The sequence below is a fragment of the Kineococcus xinjiangensis genome (assembly GCF_002934625.1).
GTDB classification, from domain to species: domain Bacteria; phylum Actinomycetota; class Actinomycetes; order Actinomycetales; family Kineococcaceae; genus Kineococcus_A; species Kineococcus_A xinjiangensis.
In genome coordinates this window covers 98,148-114,284 of the sequence record NZ_PTJD01000007.1, presented here as the reverse complement: position 1 = coordinate 114,284, position 16,137 = coordinate 98,148, and the positions used below count along the sequence as shown (strand labels likewise).

13 protein-coding genes are annotated in these 16,137 nt (G+C 74.2%); 5 read left to right on the top strand and 8 right to left on the bottom strand.

The annotated features are described in order from the left end of the window. The first annotated feature begins 143 nt into the window (after positions 1-143). From CLV92_RS11225 to CLV92_RS11215, 3 genes are all read left to right on the top strand, one after another. Positions 144-2,678 (top strand): alpha-L-arabinofuranosidase C-terminal domain-containing protein, encoded by a 2,535-nt coding sequence (locus tag CLV92_RS11225; RefSeq protein ID WP_104432916.1) that lies wholly within the window; start codon positions 144-146, stop codon positions 2,676-2,678. Positions 2,679-2,689: 11 nt separating this feature from the next. Then, positions 2,690-4,168, top strand: coding sequence for a family 43 glycosylhydrolase (locus tag CLV92_RS11220; RefSeq protein ID WP_104432915.1), 1,479 nt, complete (start codon positions 2,690-2,692; stop codon positions 4,166-4,168). Positions 4,169-4,298: 130 nt separating this feature from the next. Then, positions 4,299-4,808, top strand: a complete 510-nt coding sequence (locus CLV92_RS11215) for a GNAT family N-acetyltransferase (protein WP_104432914.1) — start codon at positions 4,299-4,301, stop codon at positions 4,806-4,808. Positions 4,809-4,876: 68 nt separating this feature from the next. Here CLV92_RS11215 and CLV92_RS11210 read toward each other — a convergent pair whose 3' ends face one another. From CLV92_RS11210 to CLV92_RS11200, 3 genes are all read right to left on the bottom strand, one after another. Next, entirely contained in the window at positions 4,877-5,863 is a 987-nt protein-coding gene (locus tag CLV92_RS11210) for a DUF4349 domain-containing protein (RefSeq protein ID WP_146099495.1), read from the bottom strand. 77 nt (positions 5,864-5,940) lie between these two features. Then, positions 5,941-6,324: a DUF4190 domain-containing protein gene (locus tag CLV92_RS11205; RefSeq protein WP_104432912.1), complete on the bottom strand. Its 384-nt coding sequence runs from the start codon at positions 6,322-6,324 to the stop codon at positions 5,941-5,943. Between the two features lie 136 nt (positions 6,325-6,460). Then, positions 6,461-7,330 carry an EamA family transporter gene (locus CLV92_RS11200; RefSeq protein WP_104433050.1) on the bottom strand — a complete coding sequence of 290 codons (870 nt, stop codon included), beginning with the start codon at positions 7,328-7,330 and terminating at the stop codon, positions 6,461-6,463. A 161-nt stretch (positions 7,331-7,491) separates the two neighbouring features. Between CLV92_RS11200 and pdxR the strand changes: the two genes are divergently transcribed. Together pdxR and CLV92_RS11190 are read left to right on the top strand one after the other, a co-directional pair. Beyond that, positions 7,492-9,078, top strand: a complete 1,587-nt coding sequence (gene pdxR, locus CLV92_RS11195) for a MocR-like pyridoxine biosynthesis transcription factor PdxR (protein WP_104432911.1) — start codon at positions 7,492-7,494, stop codon at positions 9,076-9,078. A 63-nt stretch (positions 9,079-9,141) separates the two neighbouring features. Further along, positions 9,142-10,653: an alpha-amylase gene (locus CLV92_RS11190; RefSeq protein WP_104432910.1), complete on the top strand. Its 1,512-nt coding sequence runs from the start codon at positions 9,142-9,144 to the stop codon at positions 10,651-10,653. 67 nt (positions 10,654-10,720) lie between these two features. Here CLV92_RS11190 and paaZ read toward each other — a convergent pair whose 3' ends face one another. The 5 genes from paaZ to paaD all read right to left on the bottom strand — a co-directional run bounded on the left by paaZ (position 10,721) and on the right by paaD (position 16,106). After that, complete coding sequence (gene paaZ, locus CLV92_RS11185; RefSeq protein ID WP_104432909.1) at positions 10,721-12,778, bottom strand: phenylacetic acid degradation bifunctional protein PaaZ; 2,058 nt, start codon at positions 12,776-12,778, stop codon at positions 10,721-10,723. Further along, positions 12,775-13,689 (bottom strand): 3-hydroxyacyl-CoA dehydrogenase family protein, encoded by a 915-nt coding sequence (locus CLV92_RS11180; RefSeq protein WP_211291056.1) that lies wholly within the window; start codon positions 13,687-13,689, stop codon positions 12,775-12,777. Before CLV92_RS11180 ends, paaZ begins: the two co-directional genes overlap by 4 nt. Beyond that, positions 13,686-14,477: an enoyl-CoA hydratase/isomerase family protein gene (locus tag CLV92_RS11175; protein ID WP_211291055.1), complete on the bottom strand. Its 792-nt coding sequence runs from the start codon at positions 14,475-14,477 to the stop codon at positions 13,686-13,688. The genes CLV92_RS11180 and CLV92_RS11175 overlap by 4 nt, the downstream gene beginning before the upstream one ends. Continuing rightward, on the bottom strand, positions 14,474-15,550 hold the full coding sequence (gene paaE / locus CLV92_RS11170) for a 1,2-phenylacetyl-CoA epoxidase subunit PaaE (protein ID WP_104432908.1): 1,077 nt from the start codon (positions 15,548-15,550) through the stop codon (positions 14,474-14,476). The genes CLV92_RS11175 and paaE overlap by 4 nt, the downstream gene beginning before the upstream one ends. 73 nt (positions 15,551-15,623) lie before the next feature. After that, a complete protein-coding gene (gene paaD, locus CLV92_RS11165; protein ID WP_104433047.1) occupies positions 15,624-16,106 on the bottom strand; it encodes a 1,2-phenylacetyl-CoA epoxidase subunit PaaD in 483 nt (160 codons plus the stop codon). Positions 16,107-16,137 lie beyond the last annotated feature (31 nt).

Genomic DNA, 16,137 nt, shown 5'->3' with positions numbered 1-16,137 from the left:
GGACGCGCGACGGCGCCTCCGGGCCCCCACCTCCTGGGCGAACGGATCCGCCCCGCACCCGGGTCGGAGGGGCCCAGGCCGGCAGAGCAGCACGGACGGCACCCCCACCCGCACCCCGCGTCATGATGTCGAGGAGGACATGCATGTCCGCACCGCGCGCAATTACAACGTTGGCACTCGCCGCGCTCGTCACCCTGCCCCTCTGCGCCGCTCCCGCGGCGGCCGAGGCGGCACCCGACTACACGATCACGGCGGACCCGGCGGCCAAGGGCGCCGCGATCGACGACACGATGTACGGGATCTTCTTCGAGGACATCAACTTCGCGGCCGACGGCGGCATCTACGCCGAGCTCGTGCGCAACCGCTCCTTCGAGTTCCTCCCGGTCGACAACCGCGACTACCACGGCCTCACGGCGTGGTCGCCGGCCGCCACGGGCGGCGGCAAGGGCACGCTGAAGACGGTCAACGGCGACGCGCGCCTCAACGAGCGCAACCGCACCTACCTCGAGCTCGGGCTCGCCAACCCCGCCGGCGGGGCGTACGGCGTGACCAACTCCGGTTACAACACCGGCATCGCCCTGCAGGAGGGCAAGAGCTACGACTTCTCCGTGTGGGCCCGCTCCGACGCCTCCGGCGGCACCCCCCTGACGATCTCGCTGCACTCCGAGGCCGGCGCCGCCCTCGCGCAGCCCGTGACCCTGCAGGTCCAGGGCGACACCTGGACGAAGTACACGGGCACCTTCACCGCCACGGCCACCACCGACGCCGCCCGCCTCTCCGTGCTGGGCGCCGGCAGCGGCACCGTGCGCCTCGACATGGTGTCCCTCTTCCCCCGCGACACCTTCAAGGGCCGCGCCAACGGCCTGCGCAAGGACCTCGCCGAGAAGGTCGCGGCCCTCAACCCCGGCTTCGTCCGCTTCCCCGGCGGCTGCATCGTCAACGTCAACAGCCACTACGGCTACGACGCCTCCTCCAACTGGGAGCGGGCGCGCTCCTACCAGTGGAAGGACACCGTCGGGCCCGTCGAGACCCGCGCCACGAACGCCAACTTCTGGGGCTACAACCAGAGCTACGGGCTCGGCTACTTCGAGTACTTCCAGTTCGCCGAGGACGTCGGCGCGATGCCGCTGCCCGTCGTGCCCGCGCTCCTGACCGGCTGCGGCCAGAACAGGGCCACCGAGGACGAGGCACTGCTGCAGCGCCACATCCAGGACACCCTGGACCTCATCGAGTTCGCCAACGGCCCCGTCACCTCCACCTGGGGCAAGCTGCGCGCCGACATGGGCCACCCGGAGCCCTTCGGGCTGACCCACATCGGCGTCGGCAACGAGGAGAACCTCCCGACGGAGTACGCCCGCAACTTCGTGAAGTTCCGCGACGCCATCAAGGCGAAGCACCCCGACATCGTCGTCATCAGCAACTCCGGGCCCGACGACCAGGGCTTCGTCTTCGACGAGCACTGGAAGAACAACCGGGCCAACGACGTCGACATGGTCGACGAGCACTACTACAACAGCCCCGCCTGGTTCCTGCAGAACAACGCCCGCTACGACTCCTACGACCGCAACGGGCCGAAGGTCTTCCTCGGGGAGTACGCCTCCCTCGACAACAAGCTCTTCAACGGCCTCGCCGAGGCCGCCTTCATGACGGGCCTGGAGCGCAACGCCGACGTGGTCAAGATGGCGTCCTACGCGCCGCTGCTGGCCAACGTCGACCACGTGCAGTGGCGGCCCGACATGATCTGGTTCGACAACGACCAGTCGTGGGGCTCGGCCAGCTACGAGGTCCAGAAGCTGATGATGAACAACGTCGGCGACCGGGTGGTGCCGACCCGCGCGAGCGGCAAGGTCGCCAAGCCCAAGCCCATCACCGGCGCGGTCGGCCTCTCCACGTGGGCCACCTCGGCGAAGTACGACGACGTGAAGGTCACGGGGACCGACGGCGCGACCCTCTTCGCCGACGACTTCAACGACGGGAACGACGAGGGCTGGACGAACCTGGCCGGGCGCGGGGCCTGGTCCGCCGCCGACGGCACGTACACCCAGTCCGACGTCGGGGCCGAGAACACGCTGGTGCGCGGCCCGGTCCTGAACGCGGAGAACTACGACATCTCCCTCAAGGCGACCAAGACCGCCGGCCGGGAGGGCTTCCTCATCGGCTTCGGCGTCAAGGACAGCGACAACTACTACTGGTGGAACCTCGGCGGCTGGAACAACACCCGCAGCGTCGTGGAGAAGGCCAGCGGCGGCGCCAAGGAGACCCTCTTCGCCAAGGAGGGCCACTCGATCGAGACCGGGCGCACGTACGACGTCAAGATCGAGGTCCGCGGCGGCAAGGTCAAGCTGTTCCTCGACGGGCAGCTGTGGGGCGAGTTCGCCGACGACGCCGTGACGGAGCCCTTCGCGCAGGTGGTGACGAAGGACGAGGCCACCGGCGACCTCATCGTCAAGGTGGTCAACGCCCAGGACACGCCGGCCGTCACGAAGGTCGACCTCGGGGCCGTCAGGGTCAAGAACAAGGCTCAGATGACCGTGATCTCCGGTGACCCGCTGGCCCACAACACCCGCTCCGCGCAGCCCGTCGAGCCGGTGACCAGCACCATCCGGGGCATCGCCCCCACCTTCACGCGGACGTTCGCCCCGAACTCCGTCACCGTCATCCGCATCGCCACGAAGTGAGGGAAGAGCTCATGTCGCACGACCTGACGTCCGGCGTCTCCCGCCGGCTCCTCCTCGCCGGCGGCCTCGGTGCGGCGGCGGCCACCGGGTTGACCGTGGGGGCCTCGGCCACCGTGGCCGCCCCGCCGAAGGGAGTTCCCCTGACCGACGCCCAGATCTACGGGGTGCCCACCCTGAACCCGCTCGTGGAGAAGCGCGCGGACCCCTTCATCACCCCGCGCACCGACGGCACGTACTACTTCACCGGGTCGGTGCCCGAGTACGACCGGCTCGTCGTGCGTGGTGCTCCCACCCTCGCGGGCCTGCGCGACGCCGAGGAGTCCGTCGTCTGGCGCCGTCCGCTCTCCGGGCGCATGGGCGGTCACATCTGGGCGCCGGAGCTGCACCGCATCGACGGCCGCTGGTACATCTACTTCGCGGCGGGCGACTCCGACAACGTCTTCGCCATCCGGATGTACGCCATCGAGTCCTCCCTCGCCGACCCGCGCGACCCCGCCGGCTGGGGGGACCCCCAGGAGGTCGTGACCCCCTGGGGCTGGTTCAAGCTGGACGCGACCACGTTCGAGCACCGTGGGCGGCGCTACTACGTCTGGGCCCAGGCGGAGCCGGAGCTGGCCGTCAACACCAGCCTCTACATCGCGGAGATGAGTTCGCCGTGGGCCATCAAGGGTGAGCCGGTGCGCATCAGCACCCCCACCCTGTCCTGGGAGATGCGGGGCTTCCGCGTCAACGAGGGCGCCGCCGTGCTGATCCGCAACGGCAAGGTGTTCATCACGTACTCGGCGAGCGCGACCGACGCCAACTACTGCATGGGGCTGCTCACCGCGGACGCCAAGGCGGACCTGCTCGACTTCCGCTCTTGGACGAAGAGCCAGGAGCCGGTCTTCACGACCAACGTGCAGACGAGCCAGTACGGGCCCGGGCACAACTCCTTCACCGTCGCCGAGGACGGCGTCACGGACGTCCTCGTCTACCACGCCCGGGACTACCGCGACATCGTCGGCGACCCGCTGTACGACCACAACCGCCACGCCCGGGTGCAGAAGGTGTACTGGCACCCGGACGGCACCCCGCTGTTCGGCGTTCCGGTCGGCACCGGCGGCCCGATCGTGCGGCTCAGCCCGGCCGACGTGCGCTCGGCCGCCTACGTCCGGCACGCGGAGTTCGTCCTCCGCGTCGACGAGGCGCCGCGGGAGCTGGCCGACAGCCAGTTCCGGTTCGTGCCGGGCCTCGCGGGGGCCGGCACCGAGTCGATCCAGTCGGTGAACTTCCCCGACCGCTACGTGCGGATCGTGGACGGCGAGGTGCGCATCGACCCGGTGCAGCCGGGCGACGCCGCCGCTCCGATGGCGAGCTTCCGCCGCGTGCCGACGAAGTGGGGCGTCGCCCTGCAGGCCGCAGGGGACACCGGCACGTACCTGCGGCACGAGAGCGGCCGGCTCACGGCCGGTCCCGCCGCGGGGGCGCGCACCTCGTTCCGGCTGAGCTGACGAACGACGGGAGGGGGGTCCGGCCATGCGGCCGGGCCCCCCTTCCGCTTGCGGTGCGGGTCCTCCGTCCTGCTCCCGGCTCGTCGGGGGCGGGCGACGCGGTGCGTGACGGGCCTGGTGAACTGCACCCGTGCTCGATGCCCCCGACCGCGACCGGCCGGTGGAGGTCCTCCGCTGGTACCCGGGGTCACCTCGCACCGCCGACCTGACCGTGCTGCTGACCGGCTACCACCTGCGCACGGAGGCGGAGAAGGGCGACGCCCCGGACGGGGTCGCCGGACTGCCCGAGCGCTACCGGCGCGAGGTGCTGGACCCGGCGGCCGCCTACGCCGGCTGCACCGTCGTGCTGGCCGCCGTGGCCGGGCGAGCGGTGGCGTGCGTGGTGCTCACCGCCCCGCTGGACGGGTGCAGCGAGGTCAAGCGGCTGTGGGTGGATCCCACGGCCCGGCGTCGGGGGATCGCCGCGGCGCTCCTGGAGGAGGTCGCCGGTGCCGCTCGTGAAGCCGGGGCGGACACCCTTCGCCTGTCGGTGTGGCGCTGGCGCGGGCCCGCCGTTGCGCTGTACCGGCAGGCGGGCTTCGAGGTCGTGCCCCCCTGGGGCCCTCGTGAGGGCCTGCTCTGCATGCAGCGGCGGCTCTGAGACCGGCCCCCCGCACCTACGTCCCGCGCCCACCGTCCCCCGCGCCTGCAGCGAGCCGGCGGTCGGGCTCAGCCCCCAGCGGGGCCCGCGGCGGCAGTGCCCGCGCGCACCCTGCGCCGGCGCAGGAGCAGCACCGGAGCGGCGAGGGCTGCGCCCACGGCGGCGAACGGCAGGACCGCCCCCGCGACGAGTGCGGTGGTGCGGACGGTGGCGGTCAGGGCGCCCCAGCCGGCGTCGAGGCCGTCGGTGAACCCGGGGACCCCCGCGGGCACCACCGCCGACCGCCCGGTCAGCGTGACCTCCACCGTGGCGAGCGCCACCTGGTCGGCGAGGGCGCGCTGGCGCGCCAGCAGCGCCTCGAGGTCGGCCTGCCGGCGGGCGAGCTCCCCTTCCAGGGCGAGCACGTCCGCGACGGAGGTGGCCTCGGGCAGCCTGGCGCGGAACGTCTCCAGCACCGCCCGCGCCGAGGCCACCCGGCTGTCGACGTCGGCGACCTCGGCGGTGACGTCGGTGGCCGACGTCGTCTGCGCCGTCCGGGTCCCGAGCGCCGCGAGCTCGTCGAGGACCGCGGTGAACCGGTCGCCGGGAACTCGCAGGGTCAGTTCGGCGCGGCCGTTCCCGTTCTCGGTGCCGGTCCGGCTCGCGGTCACCATCCCCCCTGCCGCCGTGGCGATCCGCCCGGCCGCCGCCGAGGCCCGCGCGACGTCGTCGACCTCGACGCCGACGCTCGCCCGGGACACGACGGCCCGGGTCACCACGCCGACGGCCGCCCCGGGGGTGTCGGACGTGGCATCGGTGTCGGACGCGGTGTCGGACACTGCGCCGGCCGCGGCGCCGGTCTCCGTGGCGGCGATGCCGTGCAGTCCGCTTCCGCCGCCGCCCTGTGCGGCGGGAGCGCCCGACTCGGCGGCAGAGTCGCCCGCTCCGCCCGAGCAGCCGGCGGACCCCAGCACGAGCAGACCCGCGAGGAGGGCGACGGTGGTCCTGGCCGCCGGGGTGCGACGGCTGCGGGTGCTGGCTGCGGGCATGGCGACCTCCGGAGGGACTGCGGTCACGGCGACCGTGGGCCCTCCGACGCACCCGGTCGGCGCCCGGTTCCCGGCAGGCGCCGCGCCGCGGCTCCGGCGTGGCGTCAGGCGCCCGCCGTGGAGCCGGCCACCCCGACAGCCAGGCTGCCGAGGAAGGCGATGCTCGCGACGACCTGCACGAGGACGGTGAGCCAGACGAGGGTTCCCAGCCCGCCGATGACGATGCCTGCGATGGCGAGACCGTGGCCACCGGCCTCCCCGCGGCCGGTGGACTTCAGCGCCAGGACGCACAGGACCAGGGCCACCGGGCTGAGGCCGATGAGGGAGAGGACGAAGCCCGCGACGGCCAGGCCGCTGGTCGGGGGCCCGATGACCGCGACCGGGTAGGCGTTGACGACCTGGCCGGGCCCGTAGGCGTGGACCGGCTGGTGCGGCGCGACCGGGGGCTGCTGGTGCGGTGCCTGCGACGGGAACTGCTGGTGGTTCACGGTTGTCCCTCCTCGGACGCCGCCGGGAGCGGCTCTCTGCCACGAGGGTGGGACCCGCGCCCTCCCCGGCGCGCGGTCTGCGTGACGCACTCGCCCGTACGGCGGACGCCCGCACGGGCGCTTCCACCCGAGCGGGTCACGTCGGACGGGGCGGCGCACCGCTCGCCGGGGCGGCTCCGACCGCTGCGGGTTCTCGGATCAGCAACCCGAGGCCGAGTCCGGCGGCGACCACGGCGATGCCCGCCCACACCGCCGGCGCGGGCGCCGGCCCTCCCAGCAGCATCCCGCTGACCGCCGCCGCCACCGGCGCGACGCCGGTGAGCAGGCCGGCGCGAGCCGGGCCGAGTCGCCGGACGCAGGAGTACCAGAGCACGAACGCGACCGCCGTGACGGCGAGCGCCAGGTAGGCGACGGCGAGCAGGTGCCGGCCGGTGAGCCCGGAGGGGGCCCCCTCCCCCGCGGCGACGGCGGCCAGGCCGAACGCGGCCGTCGCCATCCAGGTGGTGTGCACGGACACCCCCCACGCCCCGTGGCGGGCCAGCACGGGCACCGCCAGCAGGGTGAAGCCGACCTCGCAGAGCAGGACGACGAGCGCCCACAGCAGGCCCGTCGCGTCGCTGCGCCCGAAGCCCTGCACGAGTGCGGCTCCGGCCGTGACAGCCAGTGCGGCGAGGACTGCACCCGCGCGGGGCCGCCGACCCTCCAGGAGCGGCCCGGCGAGCGCGAGGGCGACCGGGACCCCGGCCACGGCGACGCCGAACACCGCCGGGTCGGCGTGCCCGGCCCCGCGGACGAGGGCCACGTTGAACAGCAGCAGCCCGGTGCCCGTCACGGCCGCGAGCCACCCCCACTCCGCACCCCGCGGCCGGTGCAGGGGCACTCCGGCGAGCCGTGCGGCGGTCAGGAGCAGGAGGCAGGCGGCCGCGTAGCGCAGGGCCTGCGCCGCGGCGAGGGGGGCGTCCGCAAGTTCCGCCGAGACGCCGACGCTGCCACCGACGAAGCCCATCGCCGTCGCACCGGCGAGCACGGCCACGGCGGCCCGAGCCGTGGCAGGCGGGGCGGTGGGCGGGGCGGCGGGCGGGGACTGGGGGCGGCGGGCCGGGCGGGTGCGGGGCGAGGTGGTCACGCTGCGATGCTCCGACCGCAGCGGTCCGCTAAGAAGGTCCAATGGACGTTGCGCCGACAGGACCACTGGCGCAGCGCGGCACCGGCGCGAGTGCGGCGGGCGGTGCCGACTTCCTGCAGCTCGACGCCGGTGGCGTGCCCGCCCGCGGACTCGCGGACTGGCTGACAGGGGCGGTGCGCGACGCGGTGCTCGACGGCCGGCTCGCGGCGGGGGCGGCCCTGCCCGCCACCCGGGCGCTCGCCCGCGACCTCGGGGTCTCGCGCGGCGTCGTCACCGAGGCCTACCAGCGGCTGGCCGACGAGGGGCTGGTCGCGGGGAGGGTGGGCGCCGGCACCCGGGTCACCGGCACCCGCACCTCGGGCACGCGCGCCACCGGAACCCGGCGCGCCGCCCGCGCGGCAGCCGGGGGCGGGAAACCCGTGGCGGAGCCAGTCCCGGCCCGCTCCCCCGGCGCGCCACCGGTGGACGGCGCCGCGCTCGACCTGTGGCCGGGCGTGCCGGACCTGTCGGCGTTCCCGCGCGCGGCGTGGCTGCGCGCCGAGCGGGAGGTCCTCGGCCGGGCCACCGCGCGCGACCTCGGCTACGGCGACCCGCGGGGCAGTTCGCGGCTGCGGGTGGAGCTGGCGGCCTGGCTGGCCCGGACCCGCGGGGTGCGCACCGCTGCCGCGGACGTCGTCGTCGTGAACGGGGTCGCGCAGGCGCTGGCGCTGCTCGGGCAGGTGCTGCCCCGGCACGGGCACGAGCGCATCGCGGTGGAGGACCCCGGTTCCCGCGGCGCCCGCGACCAGGTCGCCCACTGGGGCCTGCACCCGGTCGGGGTGCCGGTGGACGCCGACGGGCTGGACGTGGAGGCCCTGCGTCGCAAGCACCTGCGGGCCGTCCTGGTGACCCCGGCCCACCAGTTCCCCACCGGCGTCGTGCTGGCCCCGCACCGCCGGAGGGAGCTGCTCACGTGGGCGCAGCAGGTGGACGGGATCGTGGTGGAGGACGACTACGACGCCGAGCACCGCTACGACCGGCGCCCCGTCCCCGCGCTGCAGGCCGCGGCGCCGGAGCTGGTGGCCCACACCGGCAGCACGTCGAAGACGCTGGCGCCGGGCCTTCGGCTGGGGTGGCTGGTGGTGCCGCAGCGGCTGCACGCCGACGTCGTGGCGGCCAAGCACGCCACCGACATCTGCAGCCCCGTCCTGCCGCAGCTCGTGCTGGCGGAGCTGCTGGCGACCGGTGCGCTGGAGCGGCACCTGCGCCTGGTGCGCCGGCGGCAGCGGCAGCGGCGCGACGCCCTCCTGGCGGGGTTGCGCGAGCACCTGCCGGGAGTCCGTGTCCACGGGGTGCCGGCCGGCCTGCACCTGGTCGCGACGCTGCCGGGGCCGGCGAGTGCGCACACCGGGGATGCGGCGGCGCGCGAGCTCCACCTGGCTGCCGCGCTGGCCGCCGAGGGCGTGCGGGTGCAGCCGCTGTCGATGCACCGGCTGACCCCGGGCCCCGCGGGACTCGTCCTCGGCTACGCCGCGACCCCGCCGGACCTGCTGCGCGAGGCCGCCCGCCGCATCGCCGTGGCCGTGGGCCGGAGCGCTGCGCCGGATGGTGGAACCCCACCGGGGAACCCTCCCCCGCCGATGACGTAGCGTGCTCAACTTCTCACGGCGTGCTGAACGCTCCAGCGATCTCATCCCTCCCGAGGAGTCGGCATGCTCGCTAAGCCGGACGGACCACACAGCAGCACTGCCCGCTGGGCCGGGGCCCTGGCGGGCGCCGCCCTGGCGGTGAGCGCGGTCGTGGCGCCCGCTGCCCCGGCCGCGGAGGCGGCGGTGACCACCAACCGCTCGGTCCTGGTCCACCTGTTCGAGTGGAAGTGGACGGACGTCGCCCTGGAGTGCGAGCGCTTCCTGGGGCCGAAGGGCTTCGCGGCGGTGCAGGTCTCCCCGCCGCAGGAGCACGCCGTCGTGGCCGGCGCGCCCTGGTACCAGCGCTACCAGCCGGTCAGCTACAAGATCGAGAGCCGCGGCGGGACGCGCGCGCAGTTCGCCGACATGGTCCGCCGCTGCAACGCCGCCGGCGTCGACGTGTACGCCGACGCCGTCGTCAACCACATGACCGGCGTGTACTCCGGCACGGGCAGCGCCGGCACGTCCTTCACCCCCTACGCCTACCCGGGCACGTACCAGTCGTGGGACTTCCACCACTGCGGCCGCAACGGCAACGACGACATCGTCGACTACGGCGACCGCTACGAGGTGCAGAACTGCGAGTTGGCCAACCTCGCCGACCTGGACACCGGCTCCCCCTACGTCCGCGACCGGCTCGCGGGCTACCTGAACGACCTGCTGTCGCTGGGTGTGGACGGTTTCCGCATCGACGCCGCCAAGCACATGGACACCAACGACATCGCGAGCATCAGGTCGCGGCTGTCCAACCCGAACGTGTACATCTACCAGGAGGTCATCGAGGCCGCCAACGAGCCCGTCAAGGCGAGCGAGTACTTCTCCAACGGTGACGTCACCGAGTTCAAGTACTCCACCGAGATCGGGCGGGTGTTCAAGACCGGGCAGCTGTCCTGGCTGAGCGGGTTCGGCGAGTCGTGGGGCTTCATGCGCTCCGACCTGGCCGAGGTGTTCGTCGACAACCACGACAACCAGCGCGGCCACGGCGGCGGCGGCAACGTCGTCACCCACAAGGACGGGCAGCTGTACGACCTCGCCAACTACTTCATGCTGGCCTGGCCCTACGGCTACCCGCAGGTGATGTCCAGCTACCACTTCACCAGTCATGACCAGGGCCCGCCCAGCTACGGCGGCAACACCACCCGCGACGTGTGGGTCAACGGCTCGCCCAGCGGATGCAACTCCACCGAGTGGGTGTGCGAGCACCGCCGCACCGGCATCTCCAACATGGTCTCGTTCCGCAACGCCACCGTCGGCACCGGCGTGAGCAACTGGTGGAGCAACGGCTACCAGGCCATCGCCTTCAGCCGCGGCACCAAGGGCTACGCCGTCGTGAACAAGGAGAACTTCGCCGTCAACCGCACCTGGCAGACCTCCCTGCCCGCCGGCACCTACTGCGACGTGATCACCGGCGACATCAACTCCACCCGCACCGGCTGCCTCGGCCGCTCCGTGGTCGTCAACTCCTCCGGGCAGTTCACCGCCGGCGTCGGCGCCGTGCAGGGCCTCGCCCTCCACGCCGGCGCCCGCCTGAACTGAGCACCCCCGCAGCGGGCGTGCCGCCGCGGGGTCCGGGCACCACCCGGACCCCGCTGCCGCACCCGCCTCAGCGCGTCTTGGCGACCAGGGTGAGGACGTCGTAGGTGGCGACCAGCTCGTCGCGCTGGTTGAGCAGCCGCGCGTCCCAGCGGACCTCGCCGTAGTCGGCGTCGACGCGCGGGGCGATCGACTTCGCCGTCAGCTGCACCCGCACCTGGTCACCGGGGTAGACGGGGGTCAGGAAGCGCAGGTCCTCCAGCCCGTAGTTGGCCAGCACCGGGCCGGGGTCGGGCTGGACGAACAGCCCCGCCGCCATCGACACCAGGAAGTAGCCGTGGGCCACCCGCCCCTCGAAGAAGGGGTTCGCGGCGGCCGCCTCCTGGTCCATGTGGGCGTAGAAGCGGTCCCCGGAGAAGTCGGCGAAGTGCTCGATGTCCTCCAGGGTGACGGTGCGCGGGCCCGCCTCGACGCAGTCGCCGACCGACAGCTCCGCCAGCGACAGCCGGAACGGGTGCTCCTGCGGGGTGCTCCTGGGGGCGCCGGGGAACCACGTGCCGGTCACCGCGGAGAGAGCGCGCGGGGACCCCTGCAGCGCGGTGCGCTGCATGTAGTGCAGGACGCCGCGGATGCCGCCGAGCTCCTCCCCGTCGCCGGCGCGGCCGGGTCCGCCGTGGGTCAGGTGCGGCAGCGGCGAGCCGTGCCCGGTGGACTCCTTCGCGGAGTCCCGGTCGAGGACGAGGACGCGACCGTGCCACGGCGCGACCCCGAGCACCACGTCGCGCACGACGTCGGTGTCGGCGGAGACCACCGAGCCGACGAGGCTGCCCTTGCCGCGGGCGGCGAGCTCGACCGCCTCCGCGGTGGAGCGGTACCCGAGGAGGGTGCTCACCGGGCCGAACGCCTCCACCTCGTGGACCTCCGGGCGTCCGGCGTCCTCGGCGAGCAGCAGCATCGGCGGCAGGAACGCGCCGCGCTCGGCGTCGGCGTCCACCAGTTCCATGCGCGTGGGGTCGCCCACCACGATGCGGGCCGCCCGCTGCAGGTCGCCGACGCGCGCGCGGACCTCCTCGCGCTGCTGCAGGCTGACCAGCGCACCCATCGTCACGCCGTCGGCACCGGGGTGCCCGACGCGCACCTTCTCCGCGATGCGGGCCTCCACCGCCTCCGACACCGCGCCGAGCAGCTCCACGGGCACCAGGGCCCGGCGGATCGCGGTGCACTTCTGCCCCGCCTTCGCGGTCATCTCGGTGACGAGCTGGCGGACGAACAGGTCGAACTCCGCGGTTCCCGGCACGGCGTCGGGCCCGAGGAGGGAGAAGTTCAGCGAGTCCGCCTCGGAGGTGAAGCGCACCCCGCCCTCCAGCACGGCGCGGTGCGAGCGCAGCGAGTTCGCGGTCGAGGCGGAACCGGTGAACGCCACGAGGTCCTGGTCGCCGAGCACGTCGAGCACCCCGCGCGCGCTGCCCGCGAGCAGCTGCAGGCTGCCCTCGGGCAGCAGTCCCGACTCCAGCGCCTCCCGCACGACGGCCTCGGCGAGGTAAGCGGTCTGGCTCGCCGGCTTCACGATCGTCGGCACCCCGGCGAGGAAGGCCGGCGCGAGCTTCTCGAGCATCCCCCAGACGGGGAAGTTGAAGGCGTTGATCTGCACCGCCACCCCGTGGCGGGGGGTGTAGACGTGCTGGCCGAGGAACTGCCCGCCCCGTCCCAGCGGCTCGGTCGGACCGTCGAGGTAGACGGTGCCGCCGGGCAGTTCCCGCCGGCCCTTGGAGCCGTAGGTGAACAGCACGCCGATGCCGCCGTCGATGTCGATGAGGGAGTCGCGGCGGGTGGCGCCCGTCCAGGTGGACAGGTCGTAGAAGTGGTCCTTGCGGGCGTCGAGGTGCTGCGCGAGCTGCTTGAGCAGCAGCGCCCGCTGGTGGAAGGTCAGCGCACGCAGCGCCGGACCGCCGACGCGGCGGGCGTGCTCCGCGGCGGTGGCCGCGTCGGGGGTGGTGGCGGCGATGCGGGCGACGGGCTCGGAGGTGGCGGCGTGCAGCAGCGTGGCCGTCTCCCCTCCGGGGGCGCTCCAGCGCCCGGCGATGAAGCTGTCGACGGTGGCGACGTCGCGCACGGCGGTGGCGGTCATCGGGAACCTTCCTCCCAGGAGTAGAAACCCCGGCCGCTCTTGCGGCCCAGCTCTCCGCGCGCGACCTTGTCGCGCAGGAGCTGCGGCGGGGCGAAACGGGGCCCGAGCGTGCGCTCGAGGTGCTCGGCGATGCCGAGGCGGACGTCCAGGCCGACCAGGTCGGTCAGTCGCAGCGGCCCGATCGGGTGGCGGTAGCCGAGGACCATCGCGGCATCGATGTCCTCGGGTGCGGCGACGCCCTCCTCCACCATGCGCACGGCCTCCAGCCCCAGGGCGAGACCGAGGCGGCTGGAGGCGAAGCCGGGGGCGTCGCGGACGACGACGGCCGTCTTGCCGAGTTCGCCGACCCAGCCCCGGGCGCTCTCGACGAGTCCCGGCGGGGTGGACGGGGCGTGCACCACCTCCACGAGGGCGCTGGCCGGCACGGGGTTGAAGAAGTGCAGGCCGAGGAACGGCCGGTCCGGGCCGAGCGCAGCGGCGAGTTCGGCGATGCTGATCGAGGAGGTGTTGGTGGCCAGGACCGCGCCGGGGGCGAGCGCGTCGTCCAGTTCCGCCAGCACCCGGGCCTTGAGGGCGGGGTCCTCAGGAACGGCCTCGACCGCGAGTCCGCACGGCGCGAGGAAGCGCGCCCCGACGCCGACCTCCAGGCGCTGCAGCACCTCCGTGGCGGAGCCCGTGAGGACGCCGCGCTGCTCGCTGGCGCGGACGGCGCGCTCCACGGCGGCGCGGGCCTCCTCGGCGCGCCCGTCCTCGCTCTCGGCGACGCGGACCGCCGCGCCGGCGAGCAGCAGGGCGTGGGCGATGCCCGATCCCATCCGGCCGCCGCCCAGCACACCGCACTGCGCGGGCAGTCCACCGGATCCGTTCCACGCGGGCGCCGGGGCGGTGGTGCCGGCGGTGGAGGCGTTCACGAGGTCCCCCCGGCCGGCCGTCGGCGTTCCAGGAAGGCGGTCATGCGCCGCTCCTTCTCCTCCGTCTCGAACAGGACGGCCTGCGCGACGTCGTCGAAGGCGGGGTGCGCCCCCGGCGGCATCCGCAGCGCCAGTTTCGTCAGTCGCACGGCGAGGCCGCCGTTGCGCAGGATTCGGTCGACGAGCCGGTCCGCGGCGGGCAGCAGGTCCTCCGGTTGCACGACCTCGGTGACGAGGTGGGCCGCGAGGCTCTCCGGGGCGTCGAGGATCCGCCCGGCCAGGAGGATCTCCCGGGCCAGCGGTTCGCCGACGAGTTCGCGCAGCCGCCAGGTTGCCCCGGCGGCGGCCATGATCCCGAGACCCGTCTCGGGGTTGCCGAAGCGGGCGCGGGTCGTGGCGACGCGGAAGTCGCAGGCGTAGGCCAGCTCCGCCCCGCCGCCGAGGGCGTGGCCGTCGACGGCGGCCACCGTCGGCATGGGCAGCTTCGCGACACGGTCGAAGACCGCGGAGTTGATGCCCCGCAGCGCGTCGTCGCGGCGGCGTTCGCGCAGCTGGCGGATGTCGGCGCCGGAGGCGAAGATCCCCTCGCCGCCGGTGAGGACCAGGGGGCGCGGCTCGCGCTCCAGCTCCGCGCACAGGGCGTGCAGGGCGTCGACGAGCGCGGCGTCGATGGCGTTGCGGGTGGCAGGGCGGTCGATGCGCGCCAGGACGCGGTCGCCGAGGTCGCTGACCACCAGGCCGCCCACGGCGGCCTCGCCGTTCTCCCCGGTCCGCGGCTGCCCGGTCACTGGTCGAAGTCCAGCACGACGCGGTCGCTGGTCGGGTGGGACTGGCACGCCAGCACGTAGCCCGCCTCCTTCTCGTACTCCTCCAGCGCGTAGTCGTGCTCCATGCGCACGCTGCCCTCCAGCACCCTCGCCCGGCAGGTGCCGCAGACGCCGCCCTTGCAGGCGAACGGGGCGTCGGGGCGCACACGCAGCACGGCGTCCAGCACGGGTTCGTCCTCGACGGCGAGGTCGAGGGTGGTGCTGCGGCCGTCGAGCAGGACGGTGACGCTGCTCCCCGCTCCGCGGGCCGCGTCCCGGTCGCGCGTCGGCCGCAGCACGGGCTCGGCCCCGGCGACGTGGAACAGCTCCCGGTGCACGCTCGCGGCGGGAACCCCCGACGCGTCGAGCACCCGCCGGCACTCGGCGACCATCTCCTCGGGGCCGCAGAGGAACCAGGCGTCGACGTCCTCCGGGCGCAGCAGGCTGCCCAGGAGCGTGCGCAGCTTCTCCGCGTCGATGCGCCCGGACAGCAGCGGCGCGTCCTGCGACTCGCGGGAGAGCACGTGCAGCACCTGCAGTCGCTCGGGATGGCGGTCCTTCAGGTCCGCCAGCTCGTCCAGGAACATGACGGTGGCGCTGCTGCGGTTGCCGTAGACCAGGGTGAAGCGGCTGCCGCGCTCCACCTCCAGGCCGGTGGCGAGCAGGGACAGGACGGGGGTGATGCCGCTGCCGGCGGCGATGGCGACGTAGGAGCTCGCCCGCTGCGGCTCGAACGTGGTGCCGAACCGGCCGGCCGGCGTCATGACGTCGACCTCGTCGCCAGGGCGCAGCTCCCGCGTGGCCCAACCGCTGAACGCTCCCCCGTCGATCCTCTTGACCGCCACCCGCAGGCGCCCGGAACCGGCCGGGGCGCAGATGGAGTAGCTGCGCCTGGCCTCCTTCCCGTCGACCACGCGGCGCAGGGTGAGGTGCTGGCCCGGGCGGAACTCGTAGGCCGCGCGCAGGTGCTCGGGCACGTCGAAGGAGATGGCGACGGCGTCGTCGGTCAGCCGCTCGACCTCCCGCACGCGCAGGGGGTGGAACGTCGCGGGCATCAGGCGTCCTCGTGTCTCGGCGGTCGGGGCGCGGGCGGCGGCCCGGTGGTCCTGGAGTCGGTGACCCTCGGAGTCAGTGGTCCTTGAAGTGGTCGAACGGCTCCCGGCAGTCGTCGCAGACGCGCAGCGACTTGCAGGCGGTGGAGCCGAAGCGACTCAGCTCCCGGGTGCGGGCGGAACCGCACTGCGGGCAGCGCACGGTGAGCACGAGGCTCACCGTGCCTCCCGCGCGCCGCAGCGGCGGCGCGATGCCGTACTCGGCGAGCTTGCGGCGACCCTCCTCGCTCATCCACTCCGTCGTCCACGCCGGGCTGAGGGTGGTGACGACCTCGACGTGCGGGAAGCCCGCCGCGCTGAGGCGGGAGATCAGGTCGTCGCGGATCGCCTCCACCGCGGGGCACCCGGAGTAGGTGGGGGTGATGGTGACCCGCAGGTGGCCGTCGTGGTCGTCGACGTCGCGCAGCACGCCGAGGTCGGCGATCGTGAGGACCGGGACCTCGGGGTCGGGGACCTGCCCCGCCACGATGCGGGCCAGCTTCAGGTCCGCCGGCGACATCGGCGGCGGCCCGGGGGACGGCGGGGCCTGC

Coding starts and splice junctions, on each gene's coding strand:
- CLV92_RS11225 (WP_104432916.1), top strand. CDS start 144: ATGTCCGCACCGCGCGCAATTACAACGTTGGCACTCGCCGCGCTCGTC.
- CLV92_RS11220 (WP_104432915.1), top strand. CDS start 2,690: ATGTCGCACGACCTGACGTCCGGCGTCTCCCGCCGGCTCCTCCTCGCC.
- CLV92_RS11200 (WP_104433050.1), bottom strand. CDS start 7,330: ATGGGCTTCGTCGGTGGCAGCGTCGGCGTCTCGGCGGAACTTGCGGAC.
- pdxR (WP_104432911.1), top strand. CDS start 7,492: ATGGACGTTGCGCCGACAGGACCACTGGCGCAGCGCGGCACCGGCGCG.
- CLV92_RS11190 (WP_104432910.1), top strand. CDS start 9,142: ATGCTCGCTAAGCCGGACGGACCACACAGCAGCACTGCCCGCTGGGCC.
- paaZ (WP_104432909.1), bottom strand. CDS start 12,778: ATGACCGCCACCGCCGTGCGCGACGTCGCCACCGTCGACAGCTTCATC.
- paaE (WP_104432908.1), bottom strand. CDS start 15,550: ATGCCCGCGACGTTCCACCCCCTGCGCGTGCGGGAGGTCGAGCGGCTG.
- paaD (WP_104433047.1), bottom strand. CDS start 16,106: ATGTCGCCGGCGGACCTGAAGCTGGCCCGCATCGTGGCGGGGCAGGTC.